17 protein-coding genes are annotated in these 17,541 nt (G+C 47.3%); 9 read left to right on the top strand and 8 right to left on the bottom strand.

Going from position 1 to position 17,541, the window contains the following annotated elements; translation table 11 throughout:
- Window positions 1-3 precede the first annotated feature (3 nt).
- Genes dcd through apbC form a run of 3 tightly spaced genes read right to left on the bottom strand, consistent with a single transcriptional unit; the run spans window position 4 to window position 2,380 of the window.
- On the bottom strand, window positions 4-585 hold the full coding sequence (gene dcd / locus AEA42_RS17665) for a dCTP deaminase (protein ID WP_055648412.1): 582 nt from the start codon (window positions 583-585) through the stop codon (window positions 4-6).
- 29 nt (window positions 586-614) lie between these two features.
- Window positions 615-1,253 carry a uridine kinase gene (udk, locus tag AEA42_RS17660; protein WP_011072566.1) on the bottom strand — a complete coding sequence of 213 codons (639 nt, stop codon included), beginning with the start codon at window positions 1,251-1,253 and terminating at the stop codon, window positions 615-617.
- Between the two features lie 11 nt (window positions 1,254-1,264).
- Window positions 1,265-2,380: an iron-sulfur cluster carrier protein ApbC gene (apbC, locus tag AEA42_RS17655; RefSeq protein ID WP_037419322.1), complete on the bottom strand. Its 1,116-nt coding sequence runs from the start codon at window positions 2,378-2,380 to the stop codon at window positions 1,265-1,267.
- 160 nt (window positions 2,381-2,540) lie between these two features.
- Here apbC and metG point away from each other — a divergent pair, with 160 nt between their 5' ends.
- Both metG and AEA42_RS17645 read left to right on the top strand, forming a co-directional pair.
- Window positions 2,541-4,571 carry a methionine--tRNA ligase gene (metG, locus tag AEA42_RS17650; protein ID WP_037426495.1) on the top strand — a complete coding sequence of 677 codons (2,031 nt, stop codon included), beginning with the start codon at window positions 2,541-2,543 and terminating at the stop codon, window positions 4,569-4,571.
- A gap of 212 nt (window positions 4,572-4,783) precedes the next feature.
- On the top strand, window positions 4,784-5,740 hold the full coding sequence (locus tag AEA42_RS17645) for an AEC family transporter (protein ID WP_037426498.1): 957 nt from the start codon (window positions 4,784-4,786) through the stop codon (window positions 5,738-5,740).
- 94 nt (window positions 5,741-5,834) lie between these two features.
- On the opposite strand, the gene AEA42_RS17640 is transcribed toward AEA42_RS17645, so the two are convergent.
- Both AEA42_RS17640 and AEA42_RS17635 read right to left on the bottom strand, forming a co-directional pair.
- Window positions 5,835-6,587: a Nif3-like dinuclear metal center hexameric protein gene (locus tag AEA42_RS17640; RefSeq protein ID WP_037426500.1), complete on the bottom strand. Its 753-nt coding sequence runs from the start codon at window positions 6,585-6,587 to the stop codon at window positions 5,835-5,837.
- A gap of 75 nt (window positions 6,588-6,662) precedes the next feature.
- Entirely contained in the window at window positions 6,663-7,133 is a 471-nt protein-coding gene (locus AEA42_RS17635) for a glycine zipper 2TM domain-containing protein (RefSeq protein WP_055648411.1), read from the bottom strand.
- 54 nt (window positions 7,134-7,187) lie between these two features.
- On the opposite strand from AEA42_RS17635, the gene aat reads away from it, so the two are divergent.
- The 3 genes from aat to infA all read left to right on the top strand — a co-directional run bounded on the left by aat (window position 7,188) and on the right by infA (window position 8,905).
- A complete protein-coding gene (aat, locus tag AEA42_RS17630; RefSeq protein WP_055648410.1) occupies window positions 7,188-7,898 on the top strand; it encodes a leucyl/phenylalanyl-tRNA--protein transferase in 711 nt (236 codons plus the stop codon).
- Window positions 7,888-8,604 carry an arginyltransferase gene (locus AEA42_RS17625; protein WP_055648409.1) on the top strand — a complete coding sequence of 239 codons (717 nt, stop codon included), beginning with the start codon at window positions 7,888-7,890 and terminating at the stop codon, window positions 8,602-8,604. The genes aat and AEA42_RS17625 overlap by 11 nt, the downstream gene beginning before the upstream one ends.
- Before the next feature lie 82 nt (window positions 8,605-8,686).
- On the top strand, window positions 8,687-8,905 hold the full coding sequence (gene infA, locus AEA42_RS17620) for a translation initiation factor IF-1 (protein ID WP_006081934.1): 219 nt from the start codon (window positions 8,687-8,689) through the stop codon (window positions 8,903-8,905).
- Between the two features lie 106 nt (window positions 8,906-9,011).
- On the opposite strand, the gene clpA is transcribed toward infA, so the two are convergent.
- Both clpA and clpS read right to left on the bottom strand, forming a co-directional pair.
- Window positions 9,012-11,279, bottom strand: coding sequence for an ATP-dependent Clp protease ATP-binding subunit ClpA (clpA, locus tag AEA42_RS17615; RefSeq protein ID WP_055648408.1), 2,268 nt, complete (start codon window positions 11,277-11,279; stop codon window positions 9,012-9,014).
- 42 nt (window positions 11,280-11,321) lie between these two features.
- Window positions 11,322-11,630 carry an ATP-dependent Clp protease adapter ClpS gene (clpS, locus tag AEA42_RS17610; protein ID WP_011622425.1) on the bottom strand — a complete coding sequence of 103 codons (309 nt, stop codon included), beginning with the start codon at window positions 11,628-11,630 and terminating at the stop codon, window positions 11,322-11,324.
- 193 nt (window positions 11,631-11,823) lie between these two features.
- Between clpS and cspD the strand changes: the two genes are divergently transcribed.
- A complete protein-coding gene (gene cspD / locus AEA42_RS17605; RefSeq protein ID WP_011072576.1) occupies window positions 11,824-12,030 on the top strand; it encodes a cold shock domain-containing protein CspD in 207 nt (68 codons plus the stop codon).
- A 147-nt stretch (window positions 12,031-12,177) separates the two neighbouring features.
- Here the strand turns inward: cspD and AEA42_RS17600 are convergent, their stop codons facing one another.
- Window positions 12,178-14,403, bottom strand: coding sequence for an NADP-dependent isocitrate dehydrogenase (locus AEA42_RS17600; protein WP_055648407.1), 2,226 nt, complete (start codon window positions 14,401-14,403; stop codon window positions 12,178-12,180).
- 402 nt (window positions 14,404-14,805) lie between these two features.
- Between AEA42_RS17600 and AEA42_RS17595 the strand changes: the two genes are divergently transcribed.
- From AEA42_RS17595 to mnmA, 3 genes are all read left to right on the top strand, one after another.
- Window positions 14,806-15,591, top strand: coding sequence for an rRNA large subunit pseudouridine synthase E (locus AEA42_RS17595; RefSeq protein WP_082389671.1), 786 nt, complete (start codon window positions 14,806-14,808; stop codon window positions 15,589-15,591).
- Between the two features lie 56 nt (window positions 15,592-15,647).
- The gene (locus tag AEA42_RS17590; RefSeq protein WP_037426512.1) at window positions 15,648-16,124 is read left to right on the top strand and encodes an NUDIX hydrolase; all 477 of its coding nucleotides are present in this window, start codon (window positions 15,648-15,650) and stop codon (window positions 16,122-16,124) included.
- 296 nt (window positions 16,125-16,420) lie between these two features.
- Window positions 16,421-17,539 (top strand): tRNA 2-thiouridine(34) synthase MnmA, encoded by a 1,119-nt coding sequence (gene mnmA / locus AEA42_RS17585; RefSeq protein ID WP_055648406.1) that lies wholly within the window; start codon window positions 16,421-16,423, stop codon window positions 17,537-17,539.
- The last annotated feature ends 2 nt before the right edge of the window (window positions 17,540-17,541 follow it).

The following is a 17,541-nucleotide window of genomic DNA, read 5'->3' as shown; positions in this document are numbered from 1 at the left end:
GTATTAGTCCTGACTGATACGGCTGGCGACCGCATCTTGCTGATCTTTATATTTCGCGTTTTTACGCTTGTTGTAAGGACGCGCCACTGGGCCACTTAAACGTTCAAAGTTTAACGCACCAATAGTCATCCGTGGACGCAGCGCCAAAGGCAACTTACCACTGTTATAAAACTCAAGCACGATTTTACCCTGCCAACCCGGATCAATTCGGTGTGCAGTGACGTGCACCATCAGGCCTAAACGCGCCAGTGAAGAGCGGCCATCGAGCCAACCGACGATATCGGCTGGCAGCGTCACGCTTTCATAGGTCACGGCGAGCGCCAATTCACCGGGATGGAGGAAGAAGGCTTCGCCGTCAGGGATTTCGATGATTTCGCTCATCACCCGATCAAGCGCCGCCTGCACTTCCGTACTCGGACCACTCAGGTCGATAAAAGGCGCGGTATGATCTTTAAAGACCCGAAATTGCCCCCCTAATCGCACATCGACACTCACACCAGAAATCGCATCGTTGCTTGGGCGAGGTTCAATCACAATCGTGCCGTTATCAAGGGCCTGTTCAATTTCGATATCGGTTAAGCGCATCTTGCCTTTTACTCCCTGAGTTTTAGTCGTTATTTTGCCAGTAGATGTTGAATACGAGTCTTCAAAATATCGGTCGCGATACGGTTTTTACCACCACGAGGCACGATAATATCAGCGTATTGTTTTGAAGGTTCAATAAATTGCAGGAACATAGGACGCACTGTCTTCTTGTACTGTGAAATCACCGATTCCATTGTACGGCCACGCTCGGCCACGTCGCGGGTTAAGCGGCGCAGGAAGCAAATGTCCAGCGGCGTATCCATAAACACGCTCGCATCCATCAATTCACGCAATTTAGGGTCTGTTAACAGCAGGATGCCTTCTAAAATGATCACTTTTTTCGGCGTCATTTTTACGGTTTCGGCCATACGCGTATGTTCGGTATAACTATAGCAAGGAATATCAACAGCTTCGCCAGACTTTAGCAACTGCAAGTGCGTGCATAGCAGCTGATGGTCTAACGCTTTGGGATGGTCGTAGTTTGTTAACACACGCTCATCCATGGATAAATGACTCTGATCGCGGTAGTACGCGTCTTCGTTAATTACCCCAATCTGATCTGTGCCTAAATCGCGGCGAAGTTCGTCAAAAATCGTCTTGGCAATTAAACTCTTGCCCGATGCTGACGCGCCAGCAATTGCAATAATGACACACTGCTGAGAATTCATACCCTTAAACCTTACTCGTCATCTGATACGCTAATAGAAACTGTTTTTTGGCTCTGTTTGAGAGCCAATTCGGCGCCCACTTTACGGGCAATTTCCCGATAAAGTGCTGCCACTTCACTGTCAGGTTCGGCTACAACCGTCGGCGCCCCCACATCCATGGCTTCACGGATATTGATGTGCAGCGGTAAGGCGCCTAACAGTGGAACTTGATAACGCTCGGCCATTTTACTGCCACCGTGCGTACCAAATGGGTGTTCTTTATGACCACACTCGGGGCATAAATGGAAACTCATATTCTCAACAATCCCGAGGACGGGAATATTCACTTTCTGGAACATGGTGATGCCTTTCTTGGCATCGGCCAGTGCGATGTCCTGCGGGGTAGTCACGATCACAGCGCCACTGACAGGCACTTTTTGCGACAGGGTCAATTGAATATCACCCGTGCCCGGTGGCATATCGACGACTAAATAGTCTAGCTCTGGCCACTGGGTTTCATTGAGCAGCTGCGCAAGCGCGCCCGCCGCCATAGGGCCACGCCATACTGCGGCTTCATCACCACTTAACATAAACCCAATCGATTGGGCGGCAATGCCATGGGCACTGGCGGCGCTCATGTGTTTACCATCGAGGGAAACGGGCCTGAAGTTGGGGATCCCAAGCATTAATGGGACGGAAGGACCATAAATATCGGCATCTAAAATACCAACCTGTGCGCCCTCAGCGGCCAGTGCTAAAGCAAGGTTGACCGCCGTGGTTGATTTACCCACACCGCCTTTGCCGGACGCGACAGCAATCACTTGCTTCACATTGGCAATCGGTGCGATAGAAGCAATCGCAGAATACACCTTAGGTTGAAAATCGATTTCACACTCAACCTCATCAATGGCATCCAGCACAGCGAGCTTGTTGGTGAGCGCCATCACGGTATCGCGGTATTGAGTCATACAAGGGTATGGGTAGACTAAGCCAAGCTGCAAACGCTTACCTTCAATCGCCAATTTATTCACGCATCCTGCGCTCACTAAACCCTTCGCTAAATACGGGTCGATATATGCATCGAGAATGGCCAGAACTGGCCCGAGAAGATCGTCACTTAAACGATAATCAGTTTGAGTTGAAGACAAAAGAATTACCCCCACCAATAAATTTGCCCAAGTGTACCAGATAATGACAAAAACATTAGCGCAGATTTAACCCAATCGACTCAGGTTTTGATGAAAATCATCCTGTAATCGGTTAGTATCTCTACCATTATTTTTGGCCCACCACGATATTTGAGACAAGATGGCAACTTCACAACGTAAAATTCTCGTGACCAGCGCACTTCCCTACGCGAACGGACCGATTCATTTAGGTCACATGCTGGAATACATCCAGACGGATATCTGGTCGCGTTATCAAAAACTTCGTGGACATGAGTGCCACTATATTTGTGCCGATGATGCCCACGGCACACCGATTATGCTCAAGGCGCAGCAATTAGGTATGGCGCCTGAAGAAATGATTGCTCAAGTCAACAAAGAGCATCAGCAGGATTTCGCCGATTTTAATATCGCCTTCGATAATTATCACAGCACCCACAGTGACGAAAACCGCGTGCTGGCGAGCGATATTTACTTAAAACTGCGCGCTAATGGCTATATCAAAAGCAAGAGCATTTCTCAGCTATTTGACCCTGAGAAGTCGATGTTCCTGCCAGACCGCTTCGTCAAAGGCACCTGCCCTAAGTGTAAATCGCCCGATCAATACGGCGACAACTGTGATGCCTGCGGCGCAACTTACAGCCCAACTGAGCTTATCAATCCAAAATCAGCGGTATCGGGTGCCACGCCAGTGATGAAAGACACTGAGCACTTCTTCTTCGACTTACCCGCCTTCGAAGACATGCTCAAAGAGTGGACTCGCTCCGGCGCACTGCAAACCGAAATGGCCAATAAACTCGACGAATGGTTCGAACAAGGCCTGCAACAGTGGGATATCACCCGTGATGCACCTTACTTTGGTTTTGAGATCCCAGATGCACCGGGCAAATACTTCTACGTTTGGTTAGATGCGCCTATCGGCTACATGGGCTCATTCAAAAACCTGTGTGACAAACGCCCAGAGCTAAGCTTTGACGAATTTTGGGCGAAGGATTCTAAAGCAGAGGTTTACCATTTTATCGGTAAAGATATCGTTTATTTCCACAGTCTGTTCTGGCCTGCGATGCTCCATGGATCAGGCTATCGCCAGCCAAACAGCGTCTATGCCCACGGTTATGTAACGGTGAACGGCGCTAAGATGTCTAAATCTAAAGGCACCTTTATTAAAGCCCGCACCTATTTAGATCACTTAGATCCTGAATATTTACGCTACTACTACGCGGCCAAACTCAGTAGCCGTATCGACGATTTAGATTTAAATCTGGAAGATTTCGCCCAGCGCGTAAATTCAGATCTAGTCGGTAAGCTAGTGAACTTAGCCTCTCGCACCGCAGGTTTTATCACTAAGCGATTCGATGGCAAGCTCGCAAAAATTGCGGATACCACGCTAACTGAGGCGTTTTTAGCCAAACAAGAACAAATCGCTGAGTTTTATGAGACCCGTGAATACGGTAAAGCGATGCGTGAAATCATGGCACTCGCGGACATCGCCAACGGTTTTGTCGCCGATGCAGCGCCTTGGCAGCTAGTGAAGCAAGATGATCAACAGGAAGCCGCGCACCAAGTGTGTTCAAACGCGCTGAACCTGTTCCGCATTTTGGTGACGTACTTAAAACCTGTGTTACCACGCTTAGCGCAAGACGTTGAAGCCTTCTTCCAACAAACCTTAACGTGGGATGGCTTAGGCCAAGATATGGCGGGCCATGAAATTGCGCCATTTAAAGCCATGATGCAACGTGTTGAGTTAGACAAAGTTGAAGCTATGGTGGCCGACTCTAAGGAAAACTTGCAAGCCACGAGCGAGCCAGAAGCACCAAAAGGGCCATTAGCAACCGATCCCATTAGCGATACCATCAACTATGACGATTTCGCTAAAATCGATCTGCGTATTGCGCGTATCGTTAAAGCCGAGCATGTAGCCGAAGCCGACAAACTGTTAAAACTGCAACTTGATATCGGCGGCGAAACCCGTCAGGTATTTGCAGGCATTAAATCAGCCTATTCGCCTGAGGATCTCGAAGGCAAGCTGACTGTGATGGTTGCCAACCTTGCACCACGTAAGATGCGTTTTGGCATGTCAGAAGGCATGGTCTTGGCAGCAGGCCCTGGTGGCAGCGATTTGTGGATTTTAGAACCCCATGAAGGTGCACAGCCTGGTATGCGGGTGAAGTAATCGACACTACGCACCCGTCAAGTTACAGGTAAGTAGACATAAGGCCGCATTTAATGCGGCCTTATTTATTAAACACACATTCCTTTACGCTTTATCAGGGAACGTAAGTTGATGTGGCCTCGACAAGTGACTGACAGTGCGACACTATCGCGGCTATGGCTAAGCCGCACTGATTCAGCGACAACGCACTATGGAATTTTCGAGGAGAAGTTATGGGCAATATCATTGAGCAGCTGTTGTTTTCTGCTTCAATAACCGGTCCCATCTGTTTAATGTTAGCCTTAGGCGTGATGCTTAAACGCACCCAAGTCATTGATGAACACTTTATTGATGTCGCTTCTAAACTGGTTTTTAATGTCACCCTGCCGGCGCTGTTGTTTCTCAGCATCATCAGCTCGCATCACGATCTTGCCGCCAGTGCGCCATTAATCGGTTATGGCTTACTCGCCAACTTACTGTTTTTTATCCTCTCAACCTACACGACAAAACGATTTTTCCCCGAGCCGAAGGATCAAGGCGTCATCATTCAAGGGGGATTTAGGGCCAATACCGCCATTATCGGCTTAGCCTATGTCTCTAATGCCTATGGCGAATCAGGCGTTGCTTTAGCGGCCGTTTATGTGGCGTCCATGACGCTGCTCTACAATATTCAAGCCGTGATTTGCTTGAGTCCTAAGGGTGAGGAATCAAGCCGCCGCGCTTTTGCGGTGATCATTAAAACCATCACCAAAAATCCGCTGATCATTGCCATTATACTCGGCATGTTGTTTTATCTGCTGGCGATCCCCTTACCGAAAATGGTCCTCGATGCTGGGCAATACTTTGCCAATATGACACTCCCATTAGCACTGCTGTGTACAGGCGGTTCATTGGATATTGGCTCGCTCAGACATGAAAAGTATGCCACTTGGTTCTCAACCGCCTTAAAACTTATCTTTGCGCCACTGTTCATCACCCTAGGCGCCTTGATACTTGGCTATCGCGAAGTTGAACTTGCCTTAGTGTTTTTGATGAGCGCCGCGCCCACGGCAGCCGCAAGTTATGTGATGGCGCGGGCCATGGGAGGAAATGCCACGCTTGCGGCCAATATTATCGCCTTAACCACCGTTTGCTCGCTGCTCACCTGCACCTTAGGCATTTTTATCCTGTCGACCCTAGGGCTTATTTAAACTTAGGACTGATTTGAACTTAAGGTTGATTTACATAAGACAAAGGCGAGCATGGCTCGCCTTTCATTTACAAGATGTCGATAAAGCAAGATTGTTAAACAGGGTTAGCGATATCTACAAAATGGTGTACCAAATTAAATTCGCGAGCGAGATGACGCCCCAGCGCCTCAATGCCAAAACGCTCGGTCGCATGGTGACCCGCCGCATAATAGTGAATTCCCTGCTCCACTGCGCTATGGAAAGTACGCTCTGACACTTCGCCACTGATAAACGCATCCACACCAAGACTCGCGGCAACATCGATATAATCCTGCGCACCGCCCGTACACCAAGCTAAATATTGGATTTCATCCGAACTCTCGCCAATATGCAGCGGCGCTCTGCCAAGTACTTCGTCTAAGGTCGCGGCAAATTCACTGGCACTGACGGGCAAATCGAGCTTTCCACGCCACACTAATCCCTGTGCCACATCTTCTACTGCTTCAGCATCGATGATCCCCAGTTTGCGGCCTAAGACCGCATTATTACCTAACATTGGATGGGCATCTAAGGGCAAGTGATAACCAAACAGATTGATATCGTGGGCGAGTAAGGCTTTGATTCGGCGCTGCTTCATGCCTGTGATCACCTCAGGCTCACTCTTCCAGAAAAAACCATGGTGAACCAAAATCGCATCGGCTTTGAGGCGAATCGCTTCATCGATTAACGCTTGGCAAGCAGTCACACCTGTCACTATGGTGCGGATATCTGCTTTACCTTCAACCTGCAAACCATTGGGGGCGTAATCTTTAAAGGCCGATATCCGCAAAAAATCGGCTAAATATTGGGTTAGTTCTGTCCTTGTCATTCCATCACCGTTTAACGTTCTTTATTAATTTTTGGCTGTTAGGCTTAATTTCCTAGCGTTAGTTGCATGGCTTAGTTACATGGCTAAATCAACGCGAACCCCACCTTGCAGGTACACCACACGTACCCTATCTCCTGCATTGAACACCATGCCAGGATCATAATCTTGCATCACCATGACTTGCGTGCCGTCTTCCTGAGTGATCATCAGCTCCACGAGCTTGAGCGATTGCACCGTTGTGCCACTACCATAACGATTGCCAACCCCAGCACCAATTAAGGCGCCTAATATTGTCGCAATATCTTGGCCAGAGCCACCACCAAATTGATGGCCGATAACACCACCCGCTAATGCGCCACCGAAAGTTTTCCAACCTTGGTTTCGGTCTTCAATTAATTGGGTTTCGGTGATATTGCGTACTGAGTTGATATCGCCATAGAGGACTTTTTCGACCGGCACCGCCTGATTACGATCGTAACCTGCTTGCACCGGAGAAATAACTAAAGCACAAATAAACATAAAGCTCGCTAGTGTAGGTTTCCACATATCCGAATTTCCGCTAACTTAATATAAGGGTCTATTACTGAATCATACGCAATTGTGAACTCACTGTCTTTTCTGAATCACGAATTTGAAGCTTTTCCTTCACCCGAACTCGCCCTCACCGATCCAAACGGCTTATTGGCGATAGGTGGTGACCTACGCCCAGAGCGTTTGTTGACCGCCTATTATCACGGCATTTTCCCTTGGTTTAACGCCGAGGATCCTATTTTATGGTGGTCACCCGATCCCCGCGCCATTTTTATTCCAGGCCAAGTGAATATCAGCACCAGTTTACGTAAATATTTAAAAAAACAGCCTTGGCGCTATACCATCAATCATGCCTTTACCGATGTGATGGCAGGTTGTGCTCAACCTCGGCGTAAACAAGCTGGCACTTGGATAACCCATGAAATCCAAATGGCCTACCGTGAGCTACACCATAATGGCCATGCCCACTCAATCGAAGTTTGGCACGGTGAGCGATTAATCGGTGGGCTTTATGGTCTCGCCATTGGCCAAGTGTTTTGTGGTGAATCCATGTTCCACCGCGAAACCAATGCGTCAAAGGCGGCCATGGCGGTGTTGCAACAACATTTAATCGAAATGAATTTTAAACTTATTGATGCACAGGTAATGAATCCCCACCTTGAGAGCTTAGGGGCAAAACCCGTTAAACGTGCGAACTTTATACAACTATTAACCCAGTTTAGGGATAACACGGTCAATCCTGCAGCTTGGATACCAAGTGAGGTCACACTTGAACTCTAACGCGAGTAACACCCCAATCGCCATTGGGATCAGCCACATTTTCCCCTGCAGTTACCTCGATGGTCAGCAGGAGCAACTGTTAGTCATTCAGGAGGAAACCCTCGACCCAATACTATTTGAGCGGCTACTCGCCATAGGTTTTCGCCGCAGTGGCAGCGCCATTTATAAACCCCGTTGCCCCCGTTGCAGTGCCTGTCAGCCGATTCGGTTACCAATTAAAGAATTTACACCGTCTAAACGGCAAAAGCGCACCCTAGCCCAGAACCGTGATTTAACTTGGCGCATCACCTCAGAACATACCGAGGCTCAATATGCCCTGTATGAAAAATACATCCGTGAGCGCCACTTCGATGGCCCAATGTTTCCGCCAAGCAAAACCCAATATGAACAATTTTTATTCTGTCATTGGCTGCCCCCCACGTTTATTGAAGTCTATGATGGCAATAGACTTGTGGCTGTAGCAGTGACAGACACTCTGCCCAATAGTTTGTCAGCCATTTACAGCTATTTTGACCCCGATGAAGAACGCCGCTCCCTTGGCGTATTATTGATCTTACTCCAGTGCAGATTGGCTAAAATGCAGGGTAAAGATTTTCTTTATCTGGGATATCAAATTGATGCAAATCGGAAAATGTCCTACAAACGCTTATACCGCCCTTATCAGATTTTAACCCCCCAAGGCTGGGAGTATTCCCAAGTTTGCTAGGCACATCCCCTTTACAGCAAGGTGAATTTGCGGCATGATACGCCCGTTTTTTATATTCGAAGGCTAATGGGATAAATAATTAATGGCGAAAGAAGATAACATTGAAATGCAAGGCACTATCCTTGAAACCTTGCCAAACACAATGTTTCGCGTAGAGCTTGAAAATGGTCATGTGGTGATAGCCCACATTTCAGGCAAAATGCGCAAAAACTACATCCGGATCCTGACTGGTGACAAAGTAACAGTTCAGTTGACCCCTTATGATCTGACCAAAGGTCGTATTGTCTTCCGCGCACGCTAATATTCCCCTTTAGTTGAAAAACCCGGCGAGGCCGGGTTTTTTTGTTGGCGTAAGATTAGAAAAATGGCTGCAATTGCAGCCATTTTTATTGGGTTTTCGCGAGAGATTAAGCCTTAGTGGTACTTTTCTCGTGGCGTTCGGTGTGGATCACGATTTCACCGTCTTTGGCATCAACATGAGCAACACCACCATGTTCCAGTTCACCGAAGAGAATAGCATCCGCTAATGGACGTTTAATAAGCTCTGTCACCACGCGGGCCATTGGCCGTGCGCCCATGCTCTTATCATAGCCTTTCTCGGCGAGTAGGGTTCTGGCCTCATCACTGACTTCAAGTAACACATGTTTCGCATCAAGTTGTGCTTGTAATTCCACCAAGAATTTATCAACCACCTTGGCTATGATAGTCATATCTAAATGGTTGAACCAAATGATGGAATCTAAGCGGTTACGGAACTCTGGCGAGAATACTCGATTGATTTCCGATAAGGCATCTTGGGTATGATCCTGCTGAGTAAAGCCAATAGACTTACGGATCGTTTCCTGAACACCTGCGTTTGTCGTCATCACTAAGGTGACATGCCTAAAATCCGCCTTGCGACCGTTGTTATCGGTTAAGGTGCCATGATCCATCACCTGCAGTAACAGGTTGTAGACATCGGGGTGAGCCTTTTCGATTTCATCGAGCAACACCACGCAATGGGGATTTTTAATTACAGCATCAGTGAGTAAACCACCTTGGTCGTATCCTACGTATCCAGGAGGAGCACCAATCAAACGAGAAACCGTATGGCTTTCCATGTACTCAGACATATCAAAGCGCACCAGCTTCATTCCTAGGCAACTAGCTAACTGATTGGTTACTTCTGTCTTACCTACCCCAGTTGGGCCTGCAAACAAAAAGCTACCAACAGGTTTTTTATCTGTACCTAAACCACTGCGCGATAATCGAATCGCCGAGCTTAAGGATTCAATCGCCTTGTCTTGACCAAAGACCACCATCTTGAGATTGCGCTCAAGGTTACGCAGTAAATCTTTGTCGCTGGCGGAGACTGATTTTTCAGGGATCCGAGCAATCTTCGCTACTATGGTTTCAATCTCGGCCTGACCGATGGTTTTCTTACGTTTGCTCTGTGGCAGCATAGCCATGCGCGCACCCGCCTCATCGATCACATCGATGGCTTTATCGGGTAAATGCCGGTCATTAATGTGTTTTGCCGACAGCTCAGCCGCGCTATTAATCGCCGCTTGGGTATAACGCACTCCATGGTACTCTTCGTACTTAGCCTTAAGCCCCATGAGAATTTTTGTGGTTTCAGCTACTGAAGGCTCATTGATATCGACCTTCTGGAAACGACGCGCCAGTGCACGGTCCTTCTCAAAAATGCTTTGATATTCTTGGAAGGTGGTCGAGCCCATGCAACGCAAATTACCGCTCGATAATAATGGCTTAAGTAGGTTCGACGCATCCATCACCCCACCCGATGCGGCGCCCGCACCAATGATGGTGTGAATTTCATCGATAAATAAAATGGCGTGTTTATCGGCGCTGAGTTCCTTAAGCAGACTCTTGAAACGTTTTTCAAAATCGCCACGGTATTTAGTGCCAGCAAGCAAGGAGCCTAAGTCGAGGGAATAAACCGTCGCCTGTGACATCACCTCTGGCACTTGATTATTGACGATTCGATAGGCCAAGCCTTCGGCAATCGCAGTTTTACCCACGCCAGCCTCACCCACCAGTAGCGGATTATTTTTACGGCGACGACATAGGGTTTGAATTGCCCGTTCAATTTCTTGATCGCGGCCGATGAGTGGGTCGATAATCCCTTGCTTCGCAAGCTGGTTTAGATTGCTCGCAAACTGCGACAACATGCTACGCTCTTCACCCGCTTCGGTTTGATCTTCGATGCGTTCGTGATCTTGATGGGCGTCGCTGTCCTCATTTTTTGAAAAACCATGGGAAATATAGTTCACCACATCTAAACGACTGATGTCGCTGCGACGCAGCAAATACACAGCTTGGGATTCCTGCTCACTAAAAATCGCCACCAGCACATTGGCGCCAGTGACTTCATTGCGGCCCGAGGATTGCACATGGAAAACGGCGCGTTGCAGCACCCGCTGAAACCCAAGCGTTGGTTGGGTTTCTTTATCATCGTCCATATCCGCAATGATTGGGGTGGTTTGTTGGATAAAGCTTGCTACTTCATCTCTGAGTTTATCTAAATTCGCTCCACAGGCGATTAGCGCTTCTTGAGCCGCAGGGTTGTCTATCAGAGCCAATAACAGATGTTCAACTGTCATGTACTCGTGACGTGCCTCTCTGGCTTGCTGAAACGCCAGATTTAAGGTGACTTCCAGATCTTTGTTCAGCATAAGCACCCCCAAAATTAACAACTGACAACAGAGTAAGCGCTGTTAAGCCTTCTCTAACGAACACAGTAACGGATGTTGGTTTTGTCTTGCAAATTGATTTACTTGTATCACCTTAGTTTCTGCAATGCCGTAGGGGAAAATCCCGCAGATACCCTTTCCCTGGTGATGAATAGTCAACATGATATCTGTGGCTTCCTGCTCATTCTTGCGAAAGAAGATTTGCAGCACTTCGATCACAAAATCCATTGGAGTGTAATCGTCATTATTGAGGATCACCTTATACATCGAAGGTGGCATTAACTCAGATTCCACACGCTCTTCAACGTGTTCTATGTTTCCTGTCTTACCCATTTTTTAATACTAGCCTCTCGTGTTGGCCTCTTCCAATTGCTATCTTCAAATTAATTAGTTGTTACCTCTTTGTTAATTTTAGCTTGACTTCCGCTTTTACTCCTTACATTCTGTAGCTCAGACGGTGAAACAATCCCGTCTATACAGGTTTTACTATCTTACTGGTAAGTAGACAACAGAAGGAAGTGGAAGTATGGCAAGCGGAACTGTTAAATGGTTCAACAACGCCAAAGGATTCGGGTTTATTTGCCCTGATCAAGGTGGCGAGGACGTTTTTGCACACTATTCTACCATTGAAATGGAAGGCTATAGAACTCTAAAAGCAGGCCAACCAGTTCAATTCGAAGTAGAACAGGGTCCAAAAGGAATGCACGCTTCAGCCATTTCACCAACAAAATAACGTTTGGTGAGGCCAATGATCTAAAAGGCAGGGATTTATCCCTGCCTTTTTATTGGGCGATTGTTAGCATTCTCGAAGATTAAGTGTCATAAAAAAGGCCTGCAATGCAGGCCTTTTCAGTATGAATGCTAAGTTAACGATAAATCGTTAAGCAATTAATAGCTTGTTCAGTGTCTCACTTGGACGCATGGCTTTTTCAGCTTTTGCGGCGTCTAAACGATAGTAACCGCCTAAATCCACTGGTGCACCTTGCGCGTTGTTTAGCTCAGCAACAATCACTTGCTCATTTGCGCTTAAAGCGTGCGCTAATGGAATAAAATGAGCTTGTAACTGCTCGTCTTTGGTTTGAGCGGCTAACGCTTGTGCCCAGTACATCGCCAGATAGAAATGGCTACCACGGTTATCCAACTCACCAACGCGTCTTGATGGCGACTTGTTGCTATCTAAGAACTGACCGATGGCTTGATCTAAAGTATCCGCCAGTACTTGTGCCTTAGGATTACCCACAGTTTGGCTTAAGTGCTCTAAAGAAGCCGCTAAAGCCAGGAATTCACCCAGAGAGTCCCAACGTAAGTGACCTTCTTTTTCAACCTGTTGTACGTGTTTAGGCGCACTACCGCCCGCACCCGTTTCGAACAGGCCGCCACCATTCATTAATGGCACGATAGACAGCATCTTAGCACTTGTACCCAGTTCGAGAATTGGGAACAAGTCAGTCAGGTAGTCACGCAGTACGTTACCGGTAACAGAAATAGTATCTTTACCTTCTTTAATACGTACTAATGAGAAACGTGTTGCTTCTTCTGGTGACATGATGCTGATTTCTAAACCGTTAGTATCATGCTCAGGCAGATATTGCTTCACTTTAGCGATCAGCTGTGCATCGTGGGCACGATTCGCATCTAACCAGAATACTGCAGGAGTATTGCTTAAGCGTGCACGGCGTACGGCTAATTTCACCCAGTCGCGAATTGGCGCATCTTTAACTTGGCACATTCTCCAAATATCGCCCGCTTCAACGTTGTGGCTCATTAACACTTTGCCACTGGCATCGATCACGTTAACTACGCCATCCGCTGGGATTTCGAAGGTTTTATCGTGGCTACCGTATTCTTCGGCTTTTTGCGCCATCAGACCAACGTTTGGCACGCTACCCATAGTGCTTGGATCGAAGGCACCGTGTTCTTTACAGAAAGCGATAGTTTCTTGATACACACCCGCGTAGCAACGGTCTGGGATCAGCGCTTTAGTGTCGTGCAACTTGCCATCAGGGCCCCACATTTGGCCTGATGAACGAATAGCAGCAGGCATAGAAGCATCGATAATGATGTCGCTTGGTACGTGTAAGTTGGTGATACCTTTGTCAGAATCTACCATCGCCAGCGCTGGGCGCTCAGCATAAACGGCGGCGATATCCGCTTCAATCTGTGCGCGGACATCGGCAGGTAAGCCAGCGATTTTGGCGTATACATCGCCAAAGCCGTTGTTCACATCAACGCCTAACTCAGCAAATAATGACGCATGTTTATCAAACACAGGTTTGAAGAACACTTTTACTGCGTGACCAAACATAATGGGATCAGACACTTTCATCATGGTGGCTTTAAGGTGCAGTGATAACAACACGTTTTCAGCCTTGGCATTGGCGATTTCACGCTCAAAGAAGCTCACTAAGGCTTTTTTGCTCATCACTGACGCGTCGATGATCTCACCAGCTAGCAGTTTCAGGCCAGATTTCAATACCACTTCTTGACCGTCTTTTTGCGACAGTACGATGTTAACTGTGTCTGCGTTAGCCAGCGTCACTGACTGCTCGCTACCGTAGAAGTCACCTTCGCTCATGTGAGCAACATGTGATTGAGACTCTTTGGTCCACTTACCCATTGAGTGTGGGTTTTTCTTCGCGAAGTTTTTCACTGACAGCGGCGCGCGGCGATCAGAGTTACCTTCACGCAGCACTGGGTTTACCGCACTGCCTTTGATCTTGTCGTAACGCGCTTTAATTGACTTTTCTTCGTCAGTTTTTGGCTCGTCAGGATAGTTTGGAATGTCATAACCTTTCTGTTGCAGCTCTAAAATACAGGCTTTTAACTGTGGGATTGACGCACTGATATTAGGCAGCTTGATGATATTAGCTTCTGGTTTATTCGCTAAATCGCCAAGCTCAGCTAAGTGATCGCCAATCTTTTGGGCGTCAGTCAGTTTTTCTGGGAAGTTAGCAATCACACGGCCTGATAAAGAAATGTCACGGGTTTCAACCGCCACACCCGCCGCATTGGTAAAGGTCTTGATGATAGGTAACAGAGAAAGCGTTGCCAGTGCTGGCGCTTCATCGGTTTCGGTATAAATAATTGTTGGTGAGTTATCTTTCATGTTACATCCTACATTATTGTAAAATTTAGTATTTTTATAATAATTTTATATCATGACGAACAAACATTGGCACGAAGGAATTCTCTATCGAGGCAATCGTAAACGCCCCTATAAACCTATAAACCCGCTGCAACATCCTCTTTGCGTTCGCCAACGTGGGTAAATCGACTCATTAATACCTAACAAACATTTAGGCGTAGATCACATTTTCAGGCCGACATCATAGAGCATTCACAATAATATTCAAATTCCACTAACGGCGAATGCCAAGTACACTGTGTGCAGATAAATAACACGTCTTCTTTCTGACGTCTGCTAACGGATAGGTTCAATCGCATATCATCGGCGACAACGTATCTTAAGCGACTATTCGCCACGGTATGAACAACAATTAGTTACTGCATGAACAAAAATAACCCGCTAACTTCTCAGGCAACGCCTCGCACTCGCGGCCAGAACGCATCCACCACGCACCCGCAGCATAGGGCAGATAACCGCAGTAAAGGAAGTAAACCAAGCTCCTTCGCCAAATCTGCCAAAGCAAGTTTGCAGCGCGATACAGGGTCACAACAAAATAGTCCCAAAACACGGCTTCAAAAACACTCATCGGCCTCACGCGTCAAGCCTCAAACTGCGCCTATCATCGTCTTATTTAACAAGCCCTTCGATGTTCTGTGCCAATTTACCGATGAGCAAGGCCGTAAAACCTTAAAAGATTACATCCCTATTCCGGGCGTTTATGCTGCTGGGCGATTAGATCGCGACAGCGAGGGACTGTTGCTGTTAACCAATGACGGTCAACTCCAAGCCAAACTGACTGAGCCAAAAAAGAAAACCTTTAAAACCTATTGGGTACAAGTGGAAGGTGTGCCATCGGAAGCCGATTTAGCCAAACTGCGCCAAGGGGTTGAATTAAAAGATGGTATGACACTCCCTGCGAAGGTCAGCATCATGGCGACGCCGAATGTGTGGCCGCGTAATCCGCCGATCCGTGAGCGAAAAAACATCCCTACTACTTGGCTTGAAATTCAAATCCATGAAGGACGCAATCGCCAAGTTCGGCGGATGACGGCCCATATTGGTTTTCCGACCTTAAGACTTATTCGCTATAAAATAGGCCAATGGAGTCTAGATGATTTAGCGACAGGTGAGCATAAATGCATACTGGTGGCTCAAAAGACCGAATAGTCTTGCGCCAACAAGCAATCCAATATCCCTAATCTAGCCGCTCAAAGGTAATCACTGTGACAGTAAAAGCAAGATATAAACCCAATGTAACAGTTGCTTGTATTATCCATGCCCCGACCGAAGACAAGTATCTATTAGTGGAAGAGTGGATTGATGGTGAGCAGCGTTTTAATCAACCAGCAGGACATTTGGAAGCGAATGAAAGTCTTATCCAAGCCTGTGAGCGCGAAGTCTTTGAGGAAACAGGCCTTCAACTCAAGCCACAGGGATTGGTCGGGATTTATCAATTTAGCGCCAATCAGGACCTCGCATTTGTGCGTTTTACCTTTTTGGTGCAAGTCGATACGCTACTCACACCTAAGCCACAGGATGCGGATATTTATGCCGCCCATTGGTTGAGCTTTGAGCAGATCGCAGCTAAAGCTCATCAACTGCGCAGTCCATTAGTGCTCGATTGCCTCAACGATTACCGCAAACAGTTGCAACAAGGGCAAATTCATTCGCTCGAATTACTCAATAGTCAGCGTCTGTAGGGATGTCAAAGATAGCCCCAAGCAACAAGGCGTGATAGAATACGCCCCCGCGTAAATGCGCGATTCGATAAGGCATTTAACTGCGCTTTTGGGTTAAAAATTTGGGGTATTTTAGCATCATGCATCTTGTGCTTAATGATGTTGGGCTGATGTATCTCAGATGCTAAACGGATCACCAATAAGCCTGCCCTAACTACGCAGCTAATATAAACGCAGATTTAAAAGTGAGTCATGCACTAATGACAACGGTTCAAGCCACGACTCGCTAACACATATACTCAATGGTTTTAGGATCTATGACATCAATCGAACCCACTCATACAGGTAAAAAAGTCATTGTCGGCATGTCCGGCGGTGTTGATTCATCTGTTTCAGCCTATTTGCTTATGCAGCAAGGCTATCAGGTTGAAGGCCTTTTCATGAAGAACTGGGAAGAAGATGACAACGACGAGTATTGCGCGGCCGCTGAAGATTTAAAAGATGCTCAAGCCGTTTGCGACAAGCTTGGGATCAAACTGCACACGGTCAACTTTGCCGCCGAATATTGGGACAATGTGTTCGAGTACTTCCTCGCCGAATATAAGGCGGGTCGTACCCCTAACCCCGATATCATGTGCAACAAAGAAATCAAATTTAAAGCCTTTTTAGACTTTGCCGACGATATCCTCGATGCTGACTACATCGCCATGGGCCATTATGTGCGCCGCCGCGATAATGCCGATGGCACCACGCAAATGCTGCGCGGAGTTGATAACAACAAGGATCAGAGCTACTTCCTGTATACCTTAAGCCATGAACAAGTGGCGCGTAGCCTGTTTCCCGTTGGTGAACTCGAAAAGCACGAAGTGCGTGAAATCGCTAAAAAAATGGGCTTAATTACCCATGATAAGAAGGACAGTACCGGCATTTGCTTTATCGGTGAACGTAAATTCACTGAATTCTTAGGCAATTACTTACCGGCGCAACCTGGCAATATCGAAACCGCCGAAGGCGAAGTCATTGGTAAGCACCAAGGCTTGATGTACCACACCTTAGGCCAACGTAAGGGTCTGGGTATTGGCGGCATGAAAAACAGCAATGACGATCCTTGGTACGTGGTGGATAAAGATTTAAAACGTAATGTGTTAGTGGTTGGCCAAGGTGGGCATCACCCACGTTTGATGTCAAACGGCATGTTCGTCAATCAATTGCATTGGGTCGACCGCAAAGGTCCCGCCGAAGGCAGCCAGATTGTGGTGAAAACCCGTTACCGCCAGCAGGATATCCCCTGCACCCTCACCTATCTTGATGACAATACCCTCAAGGTGGTGTTTGACGAGCCTGTTGCCGCCGTGACGCCTGGCCAATCAGCGGTATTCTACGATGGCGAAGTGTGCCTAGGTGGCGGGATTATCGATCAACTGATCCGAGGATAAGC

Source organism: Shewanella sp. Sh95, assembly GCF_001308045.1.
Taxonomy (GTDB): domain Bacteria; phylum Pseudomonadota; class Gammaproteobacteria; order Enterobacterales; family Shewanellaceae; genus Shewanella; species Shewanella xiamenensis.
The sequence above is the reverse complement of the archived record's forward strand: the minus strand, read 5'-3'. Positions and strand labels throughout refer to the sequence as shown.